General features: G+C 63.9%; 13 protein-coding genes. 6 read left to right on the top strand and 7 right to left on the bottom strand.

Going from position 1 to position 16,396, the window contains the following annotated elements; translation table 11 throughout:
- Positions 1-42: 42 nt before the first annotated feature.
- The 3 genes from LWF01_RS07875 to LWF01_RS07865 form a co-directional block, all read right to left on the bottom strand.
- Positions 43-1,452, bottom strand: coding sequence for a glyceraldehyde-3-phosphate dehydrogenase (locus LWF01_RS07875; protein WP_349640850.1), 1,410 nt, complete (start codon positions 1,450-1,452; stop codon positions 43-45).
- A gap of 272 nt (positions 1,453-1,724) precedes the next feature.
- Complete coding sequence (locus LWF01_RS07870) at positions 1,725-2,714, bottom strand: GDP-mannose 4,6-dehydratase (RefSeq protein WP_349640487.1); 990 nt, start codon at positions 2,712-2,714, stop codon at positions 1,725-1,727.
- 62 nt (positions 2,715-2,776) lie between these two features.
- On the bottom strand, positions 2,777-3,991 hold the full coding sequence (locus LWF01_RS07865) for a UDP-N-acetylglucosamine--N-acetylmuramyl-(pentapeptide) pyrophosphoryl-undecaprenol N-acetylglucosamine transferase (RefSeq protein ID WP_349640486.1): 1,215 nt from the start codon (positions 3,989-3,991) through the stop codon (positions 2,777-2,779).
- Positions 3,992-4,064: 73 nt separating this feature from the next.
- Between LWF01_RS07865 and LWF01_RS07860 the strand changes: the two genes are divergently transcribed.
- Positions 4,065-4,754: a response regulator transcription factor gene (locus LWF01_RS07860; RefSeq protein WP_349640485.1), complete on the top strand. Its 690-nt coding sequence runs from the start codon at positions 4,065-4,067 to the stop codon at positions 4,752-4,754.
- Positions 4,751-6,154, top strand: coding sequence for a sensor histidine kinase (locus tag LWF01_RS07855; RefSeq protein ID WP_349640484.1), 1,404 nt, complete (start codon positions 4,751-4,753; stop codon positions 6,152-6,154). Before LWF01_RS07860 ends, LWF01_RS07855 begins: the two co-directional genes overlap by 4 nt.
- Before the next feature lie 17 nt (positions 6,155-6,171).
- On the opposite strand, the gene LWF01_RS07850 is transcribed toward LWF01_RS07855, so the two are convergent.
- Positions 6,172-6,819: a cyclodeaminase/cyclohydrolase family protein gene (locus tag LWF01_RS07850; protein WP_349640483.1), complete on the bottom strand. Its 648-nt coding sequence runs from the start codon at positions 6,817-6,819 to the stop codon at positions 6,172-6,174.
- A complete protein-coding gene (locus tag LWF01_RS07845; protein WP_349640482.1) occupies positions 6,816-8,513 on the bottom strand; it encodes a formate--tetrahydrofolate ligase in 1,698 nt (565 codons plus the stop codon). The genes LWF01_RS07850 and LWF01_RS07845 overlap by 4 nt, the downstream gene beginning before the upstream one ends.
- A 163-nt stretch (positions 8,514-8,676) precedes the next feature.
- On the opposite strand from LWF01_RS07845, the gene LWF01_RS07840 reads away from it, so the two are divergent.
- Positions 8,677-9,534: a methylenetetrahydrofolate reductase gene (locus tag LWF01_RS07840; protein WP_349640481.1), complete on the top strand. Its 858-nt coding sequence runs from the start codon at positions 8,677-8,679 to the stop codon at positions 9,532-9,534.
- Between the two features lie 178 nt (positions 9,535-9,712).
- On the opposite strand, the gene LWF01_RS07835 is transcribed toward LWF01_RS07840, so the two are convergent.
- Together LWF01_RS07835 and LWF01_RS07830 are read right to left on the bottom strand one after the other, a co-directional pair.
- Positions 9,713-11,017: a glycine cleavage T C-terminal barrel domain-containing protein gene (locus tag LWF01_RS07835; protein ID WP_349640480.1), complete on the bottom strand. Its 1,305-nt coding sequence runs from the start codon at positions 11,015-11,017 to the stop codon at positions 9,713-9,715.
- A 143-nt stretch (positions 11,018-11,160) separates the two neighbouring features.
- Positions 11,161-11,916, bottom strand: coding sequence for an IclR family transcriptional regulator (locus tag LWF01_RS07830; RefSeq protein WP_349640479.1), 756 nt, complete (start codon positions 11,914-11,916; stop codon positions 11,161-11,163).
- 184 nt (positions 11,917-12,100) lie between these two features.
- Between LWF01_RS07830 and LWF01_RS07825 the strand changes: the two genes are divergently transcribed.
- Genes LWF01_RS07825 through LWF01_RS07815 form a run of 3 tightly spaced genes read left to right on the top strand, consistent with a single transcriptional unit; the run spans position 12,101 to position 16,364 of the window.
- Positions 12,101-14,608, top strand: a complete 2,508-nt coding sequence (locus LWF01_RS07825) for a GcvT family protein (RefSeq protein ID WP_349640478.1) — start codon at positions 12,101-12,103, stop codon at positions 14,606-14,608.
- Positions 14,605-15,378, top strand: coding sequence for an electron transfer flavoprotein subunit beta/FixA family protein (locus LWF01_RS07820; protein ID WP_349640477.1), 774 nt, complete (start codon positions 14,605-14,607; stop codon positions 15,376-15,378). The genes LWF01_RS07825 and LWF01_RS07820 overlap by 4 nt, the downstream gene beginning before the upstream one ends.
- Positions 15,375-16,364: an electron transfer flavoprotein subunit alpha/FixB family protein gene (locus tag LWF01_RS07815; RefSeq protein WP_349640476.1), complete on the top strand. Its 990-nt coding sequence runs from the start codon at positions 15,375-15,377 to the stop codon at positions 16,362-16,364. The genes LWF01_RS07820 and LWF01_RS07815 overlap by 4 nt, the downstream gene beginning before the upstream one ends.
- The last annotated feature ends 32 nt before the right edge of the window (positions 16,365-16,396 follow it).

Below are 16,396 nucleotides of genomic sequence, written 5' to 3'. Positions count from 1 at the left end.
GCGAGCTTACTCCTGACACGCTGCACTCCTGCAGCTGGCCGGCTACACGCGGGGGAACGCCGGTGGGTGCGCTCCCGCCATTTCTTCGAGCACCCGGATCACCTGGCAGCTGTAGCCGAACTCGTTGTCGTACCAGACGTAGACGACCGAGTTGTTGCCGCTGCAGATGGTGGCAAGACCATCGACGATGCCGGCGCGACGGGAGCCGACGAAGTCGGTGGAGACCACCTCGGGAGAATCGATGAAATCGATCTGCTTGTGCAGCTCGGAGTGCAGCGACATTTCCCGCAGGTACGTGTTCAGCTCGTCCTTGGAGGTGCCATTCTCAAGCGTGAGATTCAGAATCGCCATCGAAACGTCCGGAGTCGGGACTCGGATAGCGTTTCCGGTCAGCTTGCCGGCAAGGACGGGCAGCGCCTTGGCAACAGCCTTGGCTGCTCCGGTTTCGGTGAGCACCATGTTCAGCGCGGCCGACCGCCCACGGCGATCGCCGGAATGGAAGTTGTCGATCAGATTCTGGTCATTGGTGAACGAATGAACCGTCTCCACATGCCCGTGCACCACCTGGTACTTGTCGTTGATCGCCTTGAGCACTGGGACGATGGCGTTCGTGGTGCACGACGCTGCGGTCACGATCGTGTCGTCGTCCGAGATGGTGTCGTGGTTGATGCCGTGGACGATGTTCTTCAGGTCGCCCTTGCCCGGCGCCGTGAGCAGCACCCGAGAGACACCGGGACACTTCAGGTGCTGTGACAGCCCCTGTTCATCGCGCCAACGGCCGGTGTTGTCGACGACGATGGCGTTGTCGATTCCATAGCCCGTGTAGTCGACCGAGGCCGGATCGGCGGAGTAGATGACCTGGATCAGAGTGCCGTTGGCGAGAATTGTGTTGTTCGCCTCGTCAACGGTAATCGTGCCTTCGAAGGGGCCGTGAACCGAATCCCGGCGCAGCAGGCTCGCCCGCTTGATCAAGTCCTGATCGGAGCCCTTACGAACCACGATGGCGCGCAGTCGAAGACCATGCCCGCCGCCCGAGTGCTCGATCAGGATCCGAGCCAACAGCCTGCCGATCCGTCCGAAGCCGTAGAGCACGACATCCCGGCTGGTACGGTCATCACTGCCGTGCAGCCCCGCGATGTCGGAGAGTTCCTCGCGGAGGAAGTCCGTGATTTCCCTGCCCTGGCCAAATTCCTTGTAACGGGCGTTCATCCGTGCGATGTCGATCGATGCCGGGCCGGGGTTCAGGTCCTTCAGCGCCTCAAGCAGGGGGAGCGTATCCTCCAGGGGCAATTCGACCTCGTCGATCTGCCGGGCGAAACGGTGTGCCTTGAGAATTCCTACCACCGACTGGTTGATCAGGCTGCGACCATGAACGGAGGTGACAACGCCGTTCTCCCGGTATAGGCGGCCGATCAGGGGGATCATCGCCTCAGCGAGAGCCTCCCGGTCGATCCACTGGCCAAGACAGCTATCGGACTTCGTTGTCAACGGTTACCTTCCTTGTTTGACCGGGCACTGCCGGTCGAGTCGCCGCGCATCGAGCGCCAGTGGCATCGCGCGGTTAAGAGTTTTCTCAGCGACCGGCTGAGGGAAACTGCCTCATCGGCCACCTGAAGGGAAATGGGCCGCGGCCCAGCATCAATTCTAAATGTCAGCGCGTGGCCGATAGCGCAGATTCACTGTGAGTTCCCTCGCATATGATTGCGTTGCTTTCCTCCAGTCACCTACACGGCATATGCGATGTTTCCATCGCCACGGGCATGGATCCAGCGTGAAGTAGCTTCGAGGCCGGTCCGCAGGCTGACTGTCGGTTCCCATCCTGCGAGCTCCTTCGCCAGGGCGTTGTCTGAGAGAAGTCGTTGCACTTCGCTGCCGGCAGGGCGCATCCGCTGCGGATCGCTGACGATTTGCGCGTCCTGGCCGGAGATGTCGATCAGCAGCTCGACAAGGTTTCCGATGCTGATTTCGGATCCTGTGCCCAGATTTATCGCACGCCCGAGGGCTTGGTCCGATGCGCCGATCGCCATGAATCCGCGGGCGGTGTCGGTGGCAAAGGTGAAGTCACGGGTGGGAGTGAGCGAACCAAGTCTGATTTCCTTGGCGCCGCCGTGCAGTTGTTGGAGGATGGCGGGGATGACGGCCCGCGCGGACTGCCGGGGACCGTAGGTGTTGAAGGGCCGGCAGATGGCAACCGGCTGGTCAAAGCTGTGCCAATACGACAAGGCGAGCATATCGGCTGATATTTTGCTGGCCGAGTACGGCGATTGCGGCTGGAGTGGATGCGATTCACTGATCGGCGCGGTCAGGGCGGTCCCGTAGACCTCGGAGGTCGAGGTGTGAACCAAGCGTGCACCGAAGCGACGGCAGGCGGCGAGGACGTGGTGGGTGCCGACGACGTTCGTTTGGACGTAGGAGTCAGGGGCAGCATAGCTGTAGGGGATGCCAATCAGAGCCGCCAGATGGAACACAGTATCTACACCCTCCACAGCTGAGTAGACGCTTACCGGATCACGCACATCGCCGGTGAGCAGCTCCACGTCGGGGTGGTCAGCATAGCCAGCGAGGAATCCCTTCTCCGCATACGGTTTGTAATGGGTGAAGGCCCGAATCCGGCAGCCGGCACGCACCAATTCATCGACGAGTGTGGAGCCGATGAATCCTTCGGCTCCGGTGACTAGTACGAGCCGGCCGGCCCAATGATTGCGTTCGTTCATGGTGGTTTCTCCTTGGTTGGCTTGTTTGGTTGCTTTGGTTTTGGTGGGGTGCAGGATCCCGCCTAGTGGCGGGCGGCTGCGCGGGAAGTGTTAGAAGCCTGGTATTCCTGTGCCAGATCGATCGCCCACTGCGCCATCGAGTCAGCTGCCTGGGAGTGTTCGGCGGACCGCATTGATTCGGACATGCGCTCCAGCCGATCTGGGTCGGCCAGCAGGACCTCCAATTCGTCGGCCAGTCTGGCCCCGGTGAGCTCCTGGTCCGTCATCATGACGGCGCCGCCGCACTCGACAAGGACTTCGGCGTTGTGCCGCTGGTGGTCCCCTGCGGCCCATGGGTGAGGAATGAGCACGGCCGGCAGGCCAATGTGTGCCAGTTCGGCCACCGTCGCTGCGCCGGAGCGCCCGACCATCACGTCAGCGGCGGCGTAGACCAGATCCATCCGGTCCATGTACGCCACAACCCGCGTGCCGTGGGATGCCTTGAGTTCTTCGATGCGCTGCACAGCGGCCTGGTAATCCGCTGGTCCCGTTTTGATCAGCAACATGACGTCTGTCCGGTCCCGCCACAGTGCGGCCAGCTCGAGCGCCGCCTTTGTGAGACTGCGGGCGCCCTGACTGCCGCCGTTGACGACTACGAGCCGCTGGTCCGGTGATACGCCCAGGGAGTCCACGGCTTCGGACCGCAGCCCGGCACGGTTCATCGCTACCACTGCCGGCATCAGCGGCACACCTACCCGGCGGACATCTTTTCCCAGGGAGGGTAGCTGGCCTTGGGCGTGGTCAAAGGCGATCCCGATGTGGTCGCTCAGGAGGGCGGCCACCTGGTTTGCCTTTCCCGAACGCGCGTTGGATTCATGGATCAACCGTGGAATTCCGGCCAGCCAGGCACCGACAATGGCCGGGGAACTGGGGTAGCCGCCCATGCCAATCACGAGATCCACCCCGTCCCTGCGGAAGCGACGGGCACAGTCAATTCCCGCCCGCAGCAGATAGACCGGAAGGGCGAATCGGCGCCACCCCATCGAGGCGGCAAACGGAATCATGCTGCTGGTTGCCAGTTCGTAGCCAAATTTGGGAACCAGTGTCCCTTCCAAGCCGCGGCTGGTGCCGGTGAAGCTGATCTTGGCCTCCGGGACGCGCTTCAGGATGGCGTCGGCAATAGCCAGGCCCGGGTAGATGTGGCCGCCCGTGCCGCCCGCGCCGATCACGATCCGAAGTCCGGCCGGGTCCAATGCTCCGGAACGAGAAACAGCCTGTGCGGCGGTGAAAGTAGTCATGGCACGATCCTGGCCAGCGAATATTAGTCAATCCTTAAATCTCCGTCACGGCGCCTGGCTAGACTCAGGAATCATGACAATGACCACCGCGTGCCGCATTCTGCTGGTTGATGACGATCCAGAGATTCTGCTCTCCTTGAGCACCGCCCTCGGCCTGGAAGGGTATGAAGTCCTCACCGCCACGAACGGGCGGGAAGCCTTGGCAGTGACACTGCAGGAGGATCCAGACGCCCTGATCGTTGACGTGACGATGCCGGGGACCGATGGGTTGACTCTGTGCCGCCAGCTACGTGCCGCCGGCGACCGGGTGCCCATCCTGATGCTGACCGCGCGCGTCAGCGTCAACGAACGTGTCGAAGGGCTCGATGCAGGAGCCGATGACTACCTCGGCAAGCCTTTCGAACTCGATGAACTGTTGGCCCGGCTGCGTGCCTTGGTCCGCCGCGCCTATCCCGACTCGAAAAGTGCGCTCGGATTTGCGGATCTGACCCTGGAGCCAGCGAGCAGGAGCGCCACCCGCGCCGGCAGGTATATCGAGTTCAGCCATACCGAGTTCGCGCTGCTGCGGGTCATGGTTGAAAACGCCGGGCAAACCCTCAACCGGGCGCAAATCTCAGCAGCCATCTGGGACACAGATTTTGGGCCGTCATCCAATGCCTTGGAAGTGTATGTGTCCTACCTCCGACGAAAGCTTGAAGAGGACGGAGAGCCCCGCCTGGTGCACACTGTCCGTGGCATCGGCTACCGCATGGCTGAGCAGTGACGGCAGGATTCCTGCAGCGACCGTGGCCGTTGCGGACCCGGCTGGCCATGACCACGGCCTTGGTGATGGCCATAGTTATTGTCTGTTTTACCAGTGTCATTTATCTGTTCACCAGCAATGAGATGAAGTCACAACAGGACCTGTCGTTGCGCCGTGAAGCTACCCGCGTCACCAGATTGGTGGAGGCACAAGCAGATTGGACCGCCAGTGGCTATTGTGAAATCGTCGGCTCGCCGGCCTGCAGCAGGGTGATCGGCAGCAAGGATCAGCCCGAAACCGGCGGCCTGGATCTGCCCGTCACCGAGGCCGCACTTAAGGTTGCGACAGCGGAGCGTGGCTCGTTTTACGCCGACACAACAGTCAACGGCGCACGCGTCCGAATGCTGATCACTCCGCTCAGCGGGGACAGGGCACTGCTGATCGGCACTCCGACCACTCCTGTGGACAGGGCAATCCGCCGGCTTGGCTTCTTCCTGGTTGGATTCGCCCTTACTGGGGTACTCATTGCCGGACTGAGCGGCTACTTCAGTGCGCGGCACGGGCTGCGGCCCGTGCGGACTCTCACCGAGATTGCGGAGCGGGTCGCAGCGACCCGCTCCGCAAGGCATCGAATCGACATTGAGGGCAACGACGAATTGGCGCGATTGGCCGCCACGATGAACACGATGCTGTCGGAGCTTGAATCAGCCCAGAATGCGCAGCGCCAGCTAGTCGCAGATGCGTCTCATGAGTTGCGGACTCCGTTGACGAGCCTTCGCACAAATCTCTCCCTCTTGGAACGGGCAGAGCTCACGGAAAGCATGAGGTCAGACATCCAAGCCAGCGTGCGGCGGGAAATGGTTGGCATGACAGCGCTGGTTGAGGACCTCATTGAACTGGCCCGCGGGGAGGAAAATATCGCGGCCGACGACGTCGAAATGCGCGAGTTGCTGCGCCATTGTCTTGACCGGGCCATTGGGCACTGGCCCGGCATCACGTACCTGCTGATTGACACCGACAGAACCGAAGCCATCGAGGCCGACTCGGCCGACCGGTTGTGGCTGGTACGCGGCGACGCGCCACGGCTGGCCCGGATGATCAACAATCTGCTCGACAACGCCGGAAAGTTCAGTCCTCCCGGGGCAACAGTCACGGTGACGGCCACGGCACACGGCCAGGACCTGGAGATCACCGTGCAGGACTGCGGGTCCGGCTTTGACAGCAGCGACGTCGAATTGGTGTTTGAGCGTTTCTACCGTTCCGCAACAGCCCGAGCGCTGCCCGGTTCCGGCCTGGGTCTTGCCATCGCGAAGCAGACGGTTCTGGCACACGGCGGCACCATCGTGGCGGCAAACACGGAGCTTGGTGCTGCGGTGACGGTGCGGCTTCCTATTGCGACTGTCGCCGATTCAGACAGGTAGAGAACGAAAACCGGCAGCTACTTCCGCGCCGCCGCACGGTCGGCATTGCCGGCTAGGCGTTCGGCCCGGTCGGCGTTCAGCGCAGCGGTCCGGGCGGCGACGGCATCCCGTGAGTTCGTGGCCGCCAGCCAGGCCGAAACCCTCGCCGCCGAAGCCGCCAGCCGCGCGGCGCCTGCGGCATCGAATCGCAGGTTGGGATTCCCATGCCGGGCCAGCGTCTCGGCCATGCCTGCCAGCTCAGCCCCGGCCTGCGCCACCGCGATCGGCACGTCGAGCGCGGCATGATCCGCGGCGGCGTCGTGGTCCTGCGGTTGTTCCGAGCGCCAGGCGTTGTCATCGGCCCCGTCGTTACCGGAGCTGCGATCGCGGCGCTCTTGGACAAAGCGCGTGTAGCTCTCGGCATCCGCCTGGGCAAGCGGGGCCAGTTCAGCGGCAAGTTCGGTGGCCCGGGCCGCCAGGGATTCGGCCTCCACCATCCGAGGGGAGGACTTGCCGGCGACCTTGGCTACCAGTGCTGCCGCAAGTGCGCCGGTCACGGCGCAGATCGAACCCGCGGCCGGCACCGGCGCCGTCCCGCCGACGTCGTCCAGCAGCTCACGAAGCGGCCGGTCCAGATAGTCACCTGCCTGCCAGCCCTTCCCAGCCTTTCCACCAACGGCCGTCATGCAAGTCCTACGATCTCACCGTTGTCATCGATGTCGATCCGTTCGGCGGCCGGCGCGGATGACAGGCCCGGCATGGTTCGCATATCACCACAGATCGGGTAGATGAAGCCCGCTCCCACGGAGGCCCGAACTTCGCGCACCGGCAAGCGCCATCCGGTCGGCGCACCCTTCTTACTTGGGTCTGAGGACAATGAAAGGTGGGTCTTGGCTATACAGACCGGCAGGTTGCCAAATCCATTGCGCTCGTAGTCGGCGAGTTGCCGCTCGGCCAGCGGCGACAGATCGATACCGTCCGCCCCGTAGATTCGCCGCGCCACGGTTTCGATCTTCTCAACCAGCGGAAGCGCGTCCTCGTAGAGAGTCGTGAAGGTGTTCTGCTGATCGCAGGCCTCAACGACTGCCCGAGCGAGATCGATGGCGCCCTTGCCACCATCCGGAACGTGGGTGCACACGGCGGCCCGGACGGATTCTTCCGCGGCAATGTCGAGGATCGACTGATGCTCGCTGGCAAAATCGCTAGGGAAGGCGTTGATCGCCACGACGGGCTCAATCCCATGTTCCCGGATGTTCGCGATCTGCTTCCGGAGGTTCGAGGCGCCGGCTGTGACGTCGTCCGGGCTTTCCGCCAGCATTTCCTCGGGCAATGGCTTGCCGGCGACCACCCGGTACTTGCCCGAATGCGTTTTCAGGTCGCGCACCGTCACGACCAGAACCGCGGCATCAGGCGTGAGTCCGGAGTTGCGGCACTTGATGTTGAAGAACCGCTCGGCACCCATATCGGCACCGAAGCCCGCCTCGGTGACCAGGTAGTCCCCGGCATGGATTCCGATCAGGTCGGCAATGATCGAGGAGTTGCCGGTGGCAATATTCCCGAAGGGCCCGCAATGGATCAGCACCGGCGTGTTCTCAACTGTCTGCATCAGGTTCGGCTTGAGTGCCTCCAGCAGAATTACGCACATTGCGCCTGCGGCCTTGAGCTGTTCCGCAGTGACCGGCTTGCCGTCGACGTCGTAGCCGATCACGATCCTGCCGAGGCGCTCGCGCAAATCCTGCAGTGAGGTGGACAGTGCGAGGAGCGCCATCACCTCGCTAGCAGCGGTTATGTCGAAACCTCCCTGCCGCGGGGTGCCGTCCGCCTTGCCGCCAAGGCCGGTGACGATTTGGCGCAGGTCCCGGTCATTGACATCCAGTACCCGGCGCCAGGTGATGGCATGCGGGTTGATGCTCAGCGCATTGCCCTTGTGCAGGTGGTTGTCGATCATCGCCGCGAGCAGGTTGTGTGCCGCGGTCACCGCGTGCATATCGCCGGTGAGGTGCAGATTCAGCGCCTCCATCGGCACCACCTGGGAATAGCCGCCTCCGGCCGCGCCGCCCTTGATGCCGAAGGTCGGGCCCATCGAAGGCTGGCGAAGCGCTATCACGGCCCGCTTGCCGATGTGGCCGAACGCCTGCCCGAGGCCGACCGATGTGGTGGTCTTTCCAGCTCCCAGCGGGGTCGGCGTCACCGAGGACACCACAACGTACTTCGCACGCGGCCGGTCGGCCAACTCGGCGATGGCTTCCAGCGAGACCTTCGCTGCCGCCCGGCCGTAGGGCTCCAACAGGTGGGCGCCGATACCCATTCCGTCGGCCACCTCGGCGAGCGGCTTCAGCGATGCGCTACGGGAAATCTCAAGGTTGTTCGGCATTGTCATCTTTGACTTCTTTCCTGACGGGGTTGGCCCGGTTCCCTCAGTTTGTCCGTGGGTCTCCGGCTTGACAAGCGAAAATCGCTGATCCGGCACGTTGTTTCTGGTTTCCTGCGGCGCTTAGGCTACGCTCAACCGACCAGATGGACGTAACGAAACGAGCTGTGGCATGCGCAACAAGATAAGGCCGTCGGTGTTGAAAGCGCTGCTGTCCGGCGCGCGTTACGAAGTACTGCCAACCACGGGCGCGGTTGATAAGGTGCTCGAATCGGTTGCCCCTGGTCGAACCATCACCGTGACCGCTTCGGCGGCGAAGGGGCTCGAAGCGACCATTGACGTAGCCGAGGTGCTCAGCCGGAATGGTTACCACGCGGTGCCGCATCTGGCGGCAAGGATGATCCGTGATGCTCACGAACTCCGCGACATCTCCGATCGTCTCGCCGCGGCGGGAATCGACAGCATCTTCGTGCCGGCAGGCGATGCGACGCCACCCGCCGGCGACTTCGCTGCCTCGCTCGACCTGCTGCGTTGCCTGGCCGAACTCGATCATCCGTTCCGGCAGATCGGCATCGCAGGCTATCCGGAATCGCATCCATTCATTGCCGATGACGTTGTCAGCCAGGCCCTCGTGGACAAGCGCGACTATGCGACGAACATCGTCAGCAACCTGTGCTTCGATCCGAAGCTGGTCACCGGCTGGCTTGATCGGCTCAGGAGCGCGGGTACCGGCACCCCGGTTCTGATCGGGATGCCCGGGCCGATCGAACGCCACAAGCTGCTGACGATGGCCACCAAGATCGGGCTCGGCGACTCGGCGAAGTTCCTGGCAAAGAACAGGCGGTTGTTCACCAGGATCCTCGCTCCGGGCGGCTACGGACCCGAGCGTTTCATTTCCGGGCTGGCACCCGCGCTCAACAGCGAGCGCGCCCGGGTCCAGGGGCTGCACCTTTACACCTTCAATCAGATCGCCGAGACCGAACACTGGCGTCGTAACTGGCTCGACCGGCTTGCCGCTGTCACGACGTGAAGCGCTGTCTGGCGGCGTAGCCGTTCGGATGCAGTGCCTGCACGCGGACCCGCCGATGCGAACCTAGCCGGCCGGATGCAGTGCCTGACACGCGGACCCGCCGATGCGAACCAGTCGGACCCACCGATGCGAACCAGGCCGGCCGGACGCCAGTGCGGCCGCGCCCGGTCCAACAGCGTCATACCGCGGCGTCGAGGCCCTGGCTTTTGAGGATCTCGCGCTGATTGGGATTTACCGAGGGCCGGAACGGCATCTCGACAACCTCCGCGCGTACCGGTTCGCCAGCGGTCTCTGCGTATTGCTCCGGCAGGTGCACCCAGAGCTCGGTGCCAAGCGCGCTCAGTGGAACCGGTACGAAACCCATCGCGATATTCGACGACAGCTCGGGGGAGTACCACGGAGACGTGACGTACCCGACCGGGTCGTCCTGAGCCGTTTCGCCGATCAGCCAGAAGTCCGGTGCGTAATCGTCGATGGGTTTGCCGCCGAACTTCAGCCCGACCAGGGTCTGCGAGTAAGGCGGGCTGCCGGCTTCAACTGCCGAGCGGGCCACTTCGAGTGCCTGCTTACCGATGTAGTCAGCTGTCTTCTGCCGAGGCACCTGGTAGCCGAGATTGACCTGGAACGGTAGTGTCTCGAAATCCATGTCCTGGCCCCAGGACAGAATTCCGGCGGCGATCCGGCGATGGTGGGCGGGCGCTATCACTGCCAGGTTGTGCTTCTTCCCGGCCTCCAGCACGGCGTTCCACATGGTCTCCGCGTGCAGTGTCGCGTCCCGCAGATAGATCTCATAACCCTTCTCACCGGTGAAACCGGTCTGCGACACGATCACGTCGCAGCCACCCACCGCCGCTGACAGCAGGCCATAGGGCGGGATGTCCCGCGCGGCGGCGCCGACCAGGTCGGCCATCAGGTCGACCGACTTCGGACCCTGGATCTGTACCGGGGCGACGTCGATCTCGTTGATCTCCACATCGAAACGGCGGCCGACGTTAACGCCCTGCAACCAGAACATGATGTCCGAGTCGGAGAGGCTGAACCAGAATTCGTCTTCGGCAATTCGCAGCAGCACCGGGTCGTTGAGGATTCCGCCGGCCTCGTTGCACAGGATGACGTAGCGCGCCCGCATCGGTGGGATCCGGGTGGCGTCCCGGGTGATCACATAGTCGACGAACGCTTCGGCGTCGGGGCCCTTGACCTGTATCTGCCGTTCGACGGCGACGTTCCAGAGCGTCACATCGTTCACCAGCGACTGGTATTCGACCATAGCGCCACCGTCTTCGGGACGTACATAGCCCCGGGGGTGATACGTCCTGTTGTAGACCGAGGCTCGCCAGCAGCCGGCTTCATGCGACAGCTGCCAGTACGGCGACTTCCTGATCCGGGTGTAGATCAGCATCTCCACCGGGGTCGGCCCGGACTGTCGCAGATTGATCGGGACCTTACGGTCGTCCTGGTTGACCGAGGGAAGGTTAAAGCTCATTGTGACTCCCTTGTGCGCTGCAGACGGATGGGGAAGGGTTGCACATTATGGAACCGGTGTTCCATCTGGGCAGTCTAGGACGGGCGCCGATATTCGACAAGAGGTATTTCCGTGTCCGCAGTTTGACAGCGACACGGCACGGGTTACGCCGTCTGGCTGCCGACCAGGCGAGCGATGACCGCAGAGATTCGTTCTGCCTCGGCGACCAGCAGCTGGCCGATTTCATCGTGCGAGTCCTTGATCCGGAAGGAGGGGCCGGACACACCGATCGCTGCGTGCACCAGCTCGTCGCCACCACGCACCGGAGCGGCGAGTGCGTCCAGGCCGACCTCCAGCTCTTCGTGAGTGATCGCATATCCCTGCTTCCGCACCGCCTCCAACTCCGACATCAGGGCGGGGATTTCGGTGATGGTCTTATCCGTACGAGGTTCGAGTGGCTCCTCGGGCAGCGGAATAGCGCCGAACGCAAACAACACTTTGCCAAGCGCCGAGCAGTGCGGCGGCACATCGACATCGACCCAGTTGGTGGCACCGAGAATGAAGGACGAATCGATCTGCGCGACCTGCACCACGGACCCGCCGCGGGGCACCCCGAGGTACACGGTTTCTCGGGTCTGCTCAGCTATCCGCTCCATACCAGGCTGCGCGGCCGAGAGCAGGGTTTCAACCCGGTCGTACCGGCTGGCGTAATGAGCGAAGAGCGCACCTCCCCGGTAGCCGCCGGTTGCGTCACGCTCCAGCATCCCATTGCGCTCGAGGGCCTGGAGCAGCCGTGAAACGGTCGATCTGCTCAGCCCGGTCTGTTCGACCAGCTCGGTGAACGTCAGCGGGCCCTCGGAGCGCACGACAAGCGAGACCAACTCCGCGGCGCGGTCGATCGACTGTGTGCCGTTGGCCATTGTTTGCCTCTTTCGATTGCGTTGCCCTGCAAAAATCCTGCCACCTCTTGACACCTATTCGCATGGGCGACACGATGCAAGGACGTGATTCAAGCCCCGCGAGAAACACGTCAGATGCAAGAGCTGGCACGCCATCGACAATGCCGTCGAGGCCCGACAGCAAAGAAGGTCAAGAGTGGCTGCAGTGCCCGAAAGTGCGCGCGTTATCGTCATCGGAGCCGGAATCGTCGGCAATTCCCTCGTTTACCACCTCGCCAGGCTTGGCTGGCGCGACATCCTGCAGATCGACAAGGGGCCATTGCCGAATCCTGGCGGCTCAACCGGCCATGCGTCAAACTTCATTTTTCCAGTTGACCATTCCCGCGAGATAACCGACCTGACCGTCGACAGCATGAGGCAGTACAAAGAACTCGGGGTGTTCACCGAGTCGGGCGGTTTCGAGGTCGCCCGCACCGAGGAGCGGATGCAAGAACTGCACCGCCGGATGTCGTCAGCCGCTGCCTGGGGGATCGACTCCGAAATGGTATCCCCACAGCAGATAGCCGAACGAGTGCCCTTCCTCGACCCCACCGTCCTGGTTGGCGGATTCTGGACGCCGACCGTCGGCGTCGTCGATTCCCAACGAGCCGGAACACTGATGCGCGAAGAAGCGCTGCGGCTCGGCGCACTGACGGTCGCTTCCTCTGTCGAGGTCACCGGCATGGACGTGGCGGGTGGCCGCATCCGCAGGGTGCAGACAACCGCCGGGCCGATCGAGGCCGACTTGGTTGTGGTGGCGTGCGGTGTCTGGAGTCCTAAGCTGGCGAAAATGGCGGGGGCCTCGATCCCGCTCACTCCCGCCGTGCATCAGATGATCAGCGTCGGCCCGGTGCCGCAGTTTGCCGGGACGTCAGGCGAGATCTCGTTCCCGATCATCCGTGACATGGACACATTCTGTTACGAACGCCAGCACGGCGGTGATATGGAAGTTGGCTCATACGCGCACCGTCCGATCCTGCACAACGCCGAGAACATTCCATCGATCGACCAGGCAAAGCTCTCGCCGACCGAACTGCCCTTCACCGAGGACGACTTCGATCCGCAACTCGAGCAGGCACTTGAGCTGATGCCCGAAGTCCTTGGCAACCCGGAGGTGGAGATCCGCTACGCCATCAACGGCCTGTTGTCGCTGACGCCGGACGGCAGCCCTATCCTCGGCGAAAGTCCCGAGGTCGCCGGCCTCTGGTCCGCAGCTGCGGTCTGGATCAAGGAGGGGGCCGGAGTCGGCCGGCTGCTCGCCGAGTGGATGACGGACGGCACCTGCGAGTTCGACGCGCATCTGTCGGACATTGCGCGGTTCTATCCGCACCAGCGGACGGACGCGCACGTCAAGGCGCGCGCCGGCGAAGGATTCAATAAGACGTACGGCATAGTGCATCCCTCCGAGCAGTGGCAGAGCAACCGCAATGTGCGCCTCGCCCCGATGCACGCGGAGCAGCGCGCATCCGGTGCCGAGTTCTTCGAGGCCGCCGGCTGGGAACGGCCGCAGTGGTACGAGTGCAATGCGTCGTTGCTCGGCGATTATCCGGACGCTGTGATGTCTCGCGAAGCCGAATGGGATTCCAGATGGTGGTCGCCGATCATCAACGCCGAGCATCTCGCTATGCGGGAACGGGCCGGCATGGTGGACCTGTCGGCGTTCGCCATTTTCGATATCGTCGGTACGGGCTCGTTGCCGGCAGTGCAACGGATCGTGGTCGGACAGATGGACGTCGAACCCGGTCGGGTGGTCTACACGCCGGTGCTCGACGAACGGGGCGGTATCCGATCCGACCTGACGATCATGCGACTGGCCGACGACCATTTCCGGGTTGTCACCGGCAGCGGCACTGGAAATATCGACCGGAAGTGGTTCCGCGACCGGATGCCGGCCGATGGCAGCGCAGTGGTGGTGGATCAGACCTCCGCGCTGACCACGATCGGCCTGTGGGGGCCGCGTGCCCGGGACATTCTGGCCAGGCTGACCGACCACGACATCAGCCACGGCGCTTTCAGGTTCGGCAGCTGCCAGGCGATCGAAGCCGGCGCATTGTCGGTCCTGGCGTCACGGATCTCCTACGTCGGGGAACTCGGCTGGGAGCTGTATGTGCCAATGGAACAGGGTGCCCGGCTGTGGCAGCTATTGGGCGAGGCGGGTGCTTCCGACGGACTGATACCGGTCGGCAACGGGGTCTACGGTACGACGGGCCGGCTGGAGAAGGGCTACCGGGCGCACGGCGCCGAGCTGGACACCGAACGAACCCTCGTTGAGGCCGGGATGATGCGCCCCAAGGTCAAGACGGATGACTTCATCGGGCGGGAGGCCTATCTTGCCCAGCGTGAGGAGGAGCCACGTTCGGTGCTCTGCTCGCTCACAGTTGATGACCACACCTCGGCAGACGGCACCAGGAGGTACATGCTGGGCGGCGAACCAATTCTCTCCGTCGACGGGGCTCCGCTCATCGACGGGCACGGCCATCGGGCCTACGCCACCTCCGTCGGATCGGCGCCCTCGCTCGGCAAGCATGTCCTGATGGCGTACCTGCCGCCGGACCAGGCAGTGGTGGGAAACCGGCTCAGCGTGCTGTACATGCAGGAGCGGTTCCCGGTGACAGTCGCCGCCAATGATGCGACACCGCTATTCGATCCGGACAATGAGCGGATCAGGCGATGACGAACATCCTGGTCTGCATCAAACGCGTGCCGGACACGTCGGGCGACGTACAGCTCAGCGAAGATGGCATGACGATCGATGCCCGCCATCTCGGCCACACCCTCAGCGCGCACGAGGAATGCGCAATCGCAATTGCGGCGGAACTGGCAGCATCGAGCGACGGAATGGCGACAGCCCTGAGCCTTGGCGCTGGAGATGCACAGGAGCAGCTGCGCCACGCGGTCGCCCTGGGCTGCGGCGCCGCGATTCTGCTCGAGGCCGAGCCGGATAGTTTTGGTCCGGCCGATGTGGCCCAGGCAATCGCCGCTGTGGTGCGGGATCGCAAGGAGTCTGGCGCGGGCTTTGACCTGATCCTGCTCGGGACTGACGCCGCGGACACCGGTGACTTCCAGGTCGCAGTCCGGCTGGCTTACCAACTCAACCTTCCGGTGCTGACCGGAATCGTAACGGTGGGCATCGATGGCGACACGGTCACCGCCCGGGGCACCGGCCCGGACGGCACCGAGGTCTACGAGCTGCCTATGCCGGCCGTGATCGCGATCCAGGAGGGCGGCGTGGAGCCACGATATCCCTCGATTCCCGGTCGGATGAGGGCCAAACGGACCGAGATCGAGACGCTGCCCCCTGCCGTGTCGCCGCGAGGCAGCGGACGCGTCCGGCTTACGTTGCCGCCGGCGCACCCAGGCACGGTGAAAGTTCTCGGCGAGGATGCCACGGCGGCGCCGGCCCTGGTCGACGTGCTGAGCGAGCTGGGGGTGGTGTCGAAGTGATTCTGGTCCTGATCGAAACCGATGACTCCGGTGCGACGGTGACCTCCCTGGAGACGCTGACCTTCGCTCGCAACCTGGCCGACCTGGGAGACCGCCCAGGGGTGGAGGCCGTTGTGGTGGGGCCACTTGAGGCCGGTCTCCGGCATAATCTGCTGGCCCAGCTCGGCGAGCAGGCGGTTCTCACCGTCAGGCACGCCACCGACGACCAGCTCGACCAGTACTCGGCCGCCGCGTGGGCGGCATCCGTTGTTACCTCGGCGGAAGCCGCGACAGCAGACCTCGTGCTCGCCGCGGGCACGCCGCGCGGCAGCGAGATCATGGCCCACGTCGCCGCCAGGTTGGGCACCGCGATGGCCGCCAACGTGGTCCGGGTGGAGCAAGCCGAACCTCTCGTGGTGTCGCGGCAGGTGATGGGCGGTGCGGTTTTCGAGGAGATGCGCCTCGACGGCGACGTCAACGTTATGACTGTTGCCGGGCACGCCGTCGACCCGAAACCCGCGGACTCGGCGACCTCGCCGGATGTCCTCGAGTTCTCGCCCAGCCTCACCGAGGCCGATCTGGTTACCCGGGTCGTGCGGGTGGAGGCGGAGGAGCGGGACGACACGTCCGCGCTGTCAAGCGCCCGGGTGGTGGTCGGAGCCGGCCGCGGAGCGGGGAGCGCGGATGGCTTCGACGATCTGATCGAGCTGACCGAACTGCTCGGTGGCGTGCTCGGGGCATCGCGGGTGGTGACCAGCCTCGGCTGGCGGCCGCATGCCGAACAGGTGGGGCAGACCGGCAGCAGAATAGCGCCTGACGTGTACATTGCCTGTGGCATCAGCGGAGCGATCCAGCACTGGGCGGGCTGTCAGGGAGCAAAAACAATCGTGGCGATCAACACCGATGCCGACGCGCCGATGGTCACCAAGGCGGACTACGCAATTATCGGTGACCTGCACGAGATCGTGCCGGCGATCAATGCTGAGCTGCGGCGGCGGCTGGGCTGAATTCGGTGCGGCTGGGCTTATCGGTGCGCGGC

This window comes from Saxibacter everestensis (assembly GCF_025787225.1).
Classification (GTDB): domain Bacteria; phylum Actinomycetota; class Actinomycetes; order Actinomycetales; family Brevibacteriaceae; genus Saxibacter; species Saxibacter everestensis.
The sequence above is the reverse complement of the archived record's forward strand: the minus strand, read 5'-3'. Positions and strand labels throughout refer to the sequence as shown.